Origin of the sequence: Thioalkalivibrio sp. ALE25 (assembly GCF_000377285.1) — a bacterium.
Taxonomy (GTDB): Bacteria; Pseudomonadota; Gammaproteobacteria; order Ectothiorhodospirales; family Ectothiorhodospiraceae; genus Thioalkalivibrio.
This window is the reverse complement of the sequence record NZ_KB897946.1, coordinates 1-3358: the sequence shown is the minus strand read 5'-3', so window position 1 is coordinate 3358 and position 3358 is coordinate 1. Positions and strand designations below refer to the sequence as shown.

The 3358-nt window shown below is 63.1% G+C and carries 5 protein-coding genes; all 5 read left to right on the top strand.

The features are described 5' to 3' along the window. The first annotated feature begins 262 nt into the window (after positions 1-262). The 5 genes from C996_RS0113675 to C996_RS0113660 all read left to right on the top strand — a co-directional run bounded on the left by C996_RS0113675 (position 263) and on the right by C996_RS0113660 (position 3180). Positions 263-511 (top strand): helix-turn-helix domain-containing protein, encoded by a 249-nt coding sequence (locus C996_RS0113675; protein ID WP_018867983.1) that lies wholly within the window; start codon positions 263-265, stop codon positions 509-511. Next, complete coding sequence (locus tag C996_RS0113670; protein ID WP_018867982.1) at positions 511-1824, top strand: type II toxin-antitoxin system HipA family toxin; 1314 nt, start codon at positions 511-513, stop codon at positions 1822-1824. The genes C996_RS0113675 and C996_RS0113670 overlap by 1 nt, the downstream gene beginning before the upstream one ends. Before the next feature lie 145 nt (positions 1825-1969). Further along, the gene (locus C996_RS0113665) at positions 1970-2194 is read left to right on the top strand and encodes a DUF6290 family protein (RefSeq protein ID WP_018867981.1); all 225 of its coding nucleotides are present in this window, start codon (positions 1970-1972) and stop codon (positions 2192-2194) included. Then, positions 2178-2447, top strand: coding sequence for a type II toxin-antitoxin system RelE/ParE family toxin (locus C996_RS14460; RefSeq protein ID WP_081623699.1), 270 nt, complete (start codon positions 2178-2180; stop codon positions 2445-2447). Before C996_RS0113665 ends, C996_RS14460 begins: the two co-directional genes overlap by 17 nt. Positions 2448-2643: 196 nt before the next feature. Beyond that, on the top strand, positions 2644-3180 hold the full coding sequence (locus tag C996_RS0113660) for a sugar transferase (RefSeq protein WP_018867980.1): 537 nt from the start codon (positions 2644-2646) through the stop codon (positions 3178-3180). Positions 3181-3358: the final 178 nt, after the last annotated feature.

Here is a 3358-nt window from a genome sequence, read left to right as displayed (position 1 = left end):
CCCTCCTTGAGGGGTTCAGGTGGTCGCTAACCAACCCGAATACCATGGCCGCTCACCTCCTGCCAGCTTCTGCACACAACTCAGCACACTACTAGGCGAGCCTCGGGCCGATGGGGCTTGTCCAGCATCCAATCGGCCAGGGGGCTGGCCTCCTACTGGGGGTGTTTTGCGTGGGTGATCGGCCTGGGGGCGGTGGGGTTGTCGGTTTATGGGTCGATTCCGATATTGATTGGTTATCGGGTTGGGCGCATAATCGGGCGTTATGACATTGCTTGCGCGAACACCTAAGCAGATTGGCACGATTGTGCGCCGGGTCCGGCGAAAGCAGGGCCTTACGCAGGCCGCGCTTGGCGAGAAGTCGGGATTGCGTCAGGAGACGATCTCCCTGATCGAGAACGGAAACCCGGCCACCCGGTTGGAGACGTTGCTTGCGGTTCTGGCGGCGCTGGATCTGGAGTTTCAGGTTTCTCCCCGTGCGCGGTCGACTGCGTCCATTGAAGAGATTTTCTGATGCCGCGCAGGCCACGCCATCCGCCGCTGCGCGTGTTGCTGAATGGTCGCCTGGTGGGGTTTCTGGAGAAGTCGGCGGCCGGGTCGATCCACTTTCGGTATGACCCGGCCTGGTTGGGCTGGGAGCATGCGCTGCCGGTCTCGCTTTCGCTTCCGTTGCGGGAAGATGCCTATCACGGTGCGGCCGTGGCCGCGGTGTTCGAGAACCTGTTGCCGGATGCGGATGCCCTGCGACGGCGCGTGGCGCAACGCGTGGGCGCGGCTGGGACGGATGCCTACAGCCTGCTGGCGGCGATCGGGCATGACTGTGTGGGGGCGTTGCAGTTTTCGCTGTCGGATGCGCAGGAGTCCGGGCCCGTTGGAGGGATTCGGGGGGAACCGCTCGATGATAGGGGCATCGAACAGCTGCTGGGCGGTTTGGCACAGGCGCCGCTGGGTCTGGGCAGCGACGATGCTTTCCGCATTTCGATTGCCGGTGTCCAGGAGAAGACGGCACTGCTGTGGCATGAGGGTCGCTGGCTCAAGCCGCATGGCTCGACGCCGACTACGCATATCCTGAAGCCCGCGATTGGGCAGTTACCCAACGGGCTGGATCTGTCGGACAGCGTGGAGAACGAGTTTTACTGCCTGCGATTGCTGGCGGCGTTCGGCATGTCGGTGGCACGCGCGGAGATCGGACGCTTTGGGGGCGCGCGGGCGCTGGTGGTGGAGCGGTTTGATCGACACTGGGCGCGCGATGGGCGGCTGCTGCGCTTGCCGCAGGAGGACTGCTGCCAGCCACTGGGCGTGCCGCCGAGCCGCAAGTATCAGAGCGAAGGTGGCCCCGGGCTGGTGGATGTGCTGGGGCTGTTGCGGGGCAGTGATACGCCGGGGGCGGACCAGGCGACGGTGCTGAAGGCGCAAGTCCTGTTCTGGCTGATCGGCGCCACGGATGGGCACGCCAAGAATTTCAGCGTGTTCCTGCAACCCGGCGGCGGGTACCGGCTGACGCCGCTGTATGACGTGTTGACGATTTTACCCAGCGTGGCTAGCCGCCAGGTGGAGCGCAAGCAGGTTCGGCTGGCGCTCGCTGTGGGGCGGCGCAACCACTATCGGGTGGATGGCATCCAGGGTCGCCATTTTCTGGAGACGGGCGCTTCGGCCCGTCTGCCTGCGGCGATGGTGCACGAGGTCCTGGCATCCGTGGTGCTGCAGGCCCCATCCGCACTGGATCAGGTAGAACACGAATTGCCGGCGGGTTTCCCGGTTGGCATCCATGACGCTGTTCGGTGCTCGGTGGAAGCGGGTATTCAGTCGCTGGAGCGGGTTCTTTGAGGCCAGGCGCGCAGGGGCGGCGCTCGGTGTAGGAGGCTAGCCTCTGGCCGATGGGGCCTGTCCAACGTCCAATCGGCCAGGGGCCTGGCCTCCTACGAGAGGGCGCTTTGCTATACTTGTATAGCACCTGTTTGGAGGAACATACATGTTGGCTTTGCGTCTGCCTGAAGATGTCGAGAAGCGTCTGGCCGCCCTGGCGAAAGCGACAGGGCGCAGCAAGAGCTTCTATGCGCGCGAAGCGATCGTGCAGCATCTTGAGGATCTCGAAGACCTGTATTTGGCTGAGCACCGCCTGATTGACCACCGCAAGGGAAGCGGAGAAACGGTCTCCATGGATGAGATGAGGCGTCGACTTGAGCTGGACGATTGAGTTCGACAAACGCGTAGAGAAAGAACTGCGAGCGCTCGATAAGCAGGCAGCGAACCGCATCCTGAAGTATCTGGCCGAGCGGGTTGCGCCTGCGGCTGATCCTCGTCGTCTAGGCAAGGGTTTGTCCGGGGAGTTGGGCGAGTATTGGCGGTATCGAGTGGGGCCTTATCGTGTGCTGGCCTCGATCGAAGACGACGCGCTGCGGATACTCGTCGTGCGGGTGGCGCACCGGAACCATGTATACCGTCAGTAGCGCATTGGCTTGCTGCGAATCTCGGTTTCCTTCGTTTTCCTTCTGAATGAAAGGTGATCGCGCACGGGCCGAGCCTCTACAGCGGGTATTCGGCGTAGGAGGCCAGCCCCCTGGCCGATTGGATGTTGGACAGGCCCCATCGGCCAGAGGGCTGACCTCCTACGGGGGTGTTGTTGGTTGGGATTTAGGAGGCGTTTTGATTCGGATTCTGGATGTGGTGCTGGTGGTGGCGGCGCCGGTGATGGCGGTGTTGTGGGTGCTGGGCTGGATGGAGTCGCGTTCGCCGCTGTTCCGGCAGGAGCGGGTGGGGCGATATCAGCGGCCGTTTACGCTGGTGAAGTTTCGAACGATGCGGCCGGATACGGCGTCGGTGGCGACGCATCTGGCGCAGGCCTCGTCGATTGCTCGCTTGGGCCACTTTCTGCGCAAAACGAAGCTGGATGAGCTGCCGCAGCTTTGGAATGTGCTGAAGGGGGAGATGAGCCTGGTGGGGCCGCGGCCCTGCCTGGTGAGTCAGGTGGAGTTGATCGCGGCGCGCGAGGCTCGAGGGGTGTTTGCGGTGCGCCCGGGCATTACCGGGCTGGCGCAGGTGAACGGAATTGATATGTCGGACCCCGAGAGGCTGGCCGAGGTGGATGCGAAGATGATTGGGTCGCTGACGCTGGCGGGCTATTTCCGGTATTTGGTTTTGACGGTGACCGGGAAGGGTTCCGGGGATCGGGTTCGGGGTTAAGTTCAGTGTGGCTTTGGTGGTTTTCGGGCTTTGGCGGGGGCTTCGCGGCCGAGGCCGCTCCCACAGGGGGGGGTAGCATTGGTTGTAGGAGATTCTATGTCTCTCCACAAGGGGTCTTAGGTTGGTAATCGGTCTGATTGTTCATCAGGGCGAAGGCGACGCGGGCCAGCTTGCGAGC

Excerpts from the sequence above, each read along its gene's own strand:
- C996_RS0113675 (WP_018867983.1), top strand. The coding sequence starts at position 263 with ATGACATTGCTTGCGCGAACACCTAAGCAGATTGGCACGATTGTGCGC.
- C996_RS0113670 (WP_018867982.1), top strand. The coding sequence starts at position 511 with ATGCCGCGCAGGCCACGCCATCCGCCGCTGCGCGTGTTGCTGAATGGT.
- C996_RS0113665 (WP_018867981.1), top strand. The coding sequence starts at position 1,970 with ATGTTGGCTTTGCGTCTGCCTGAAGATGTCGAGAAGCGTCTGGCCGCC.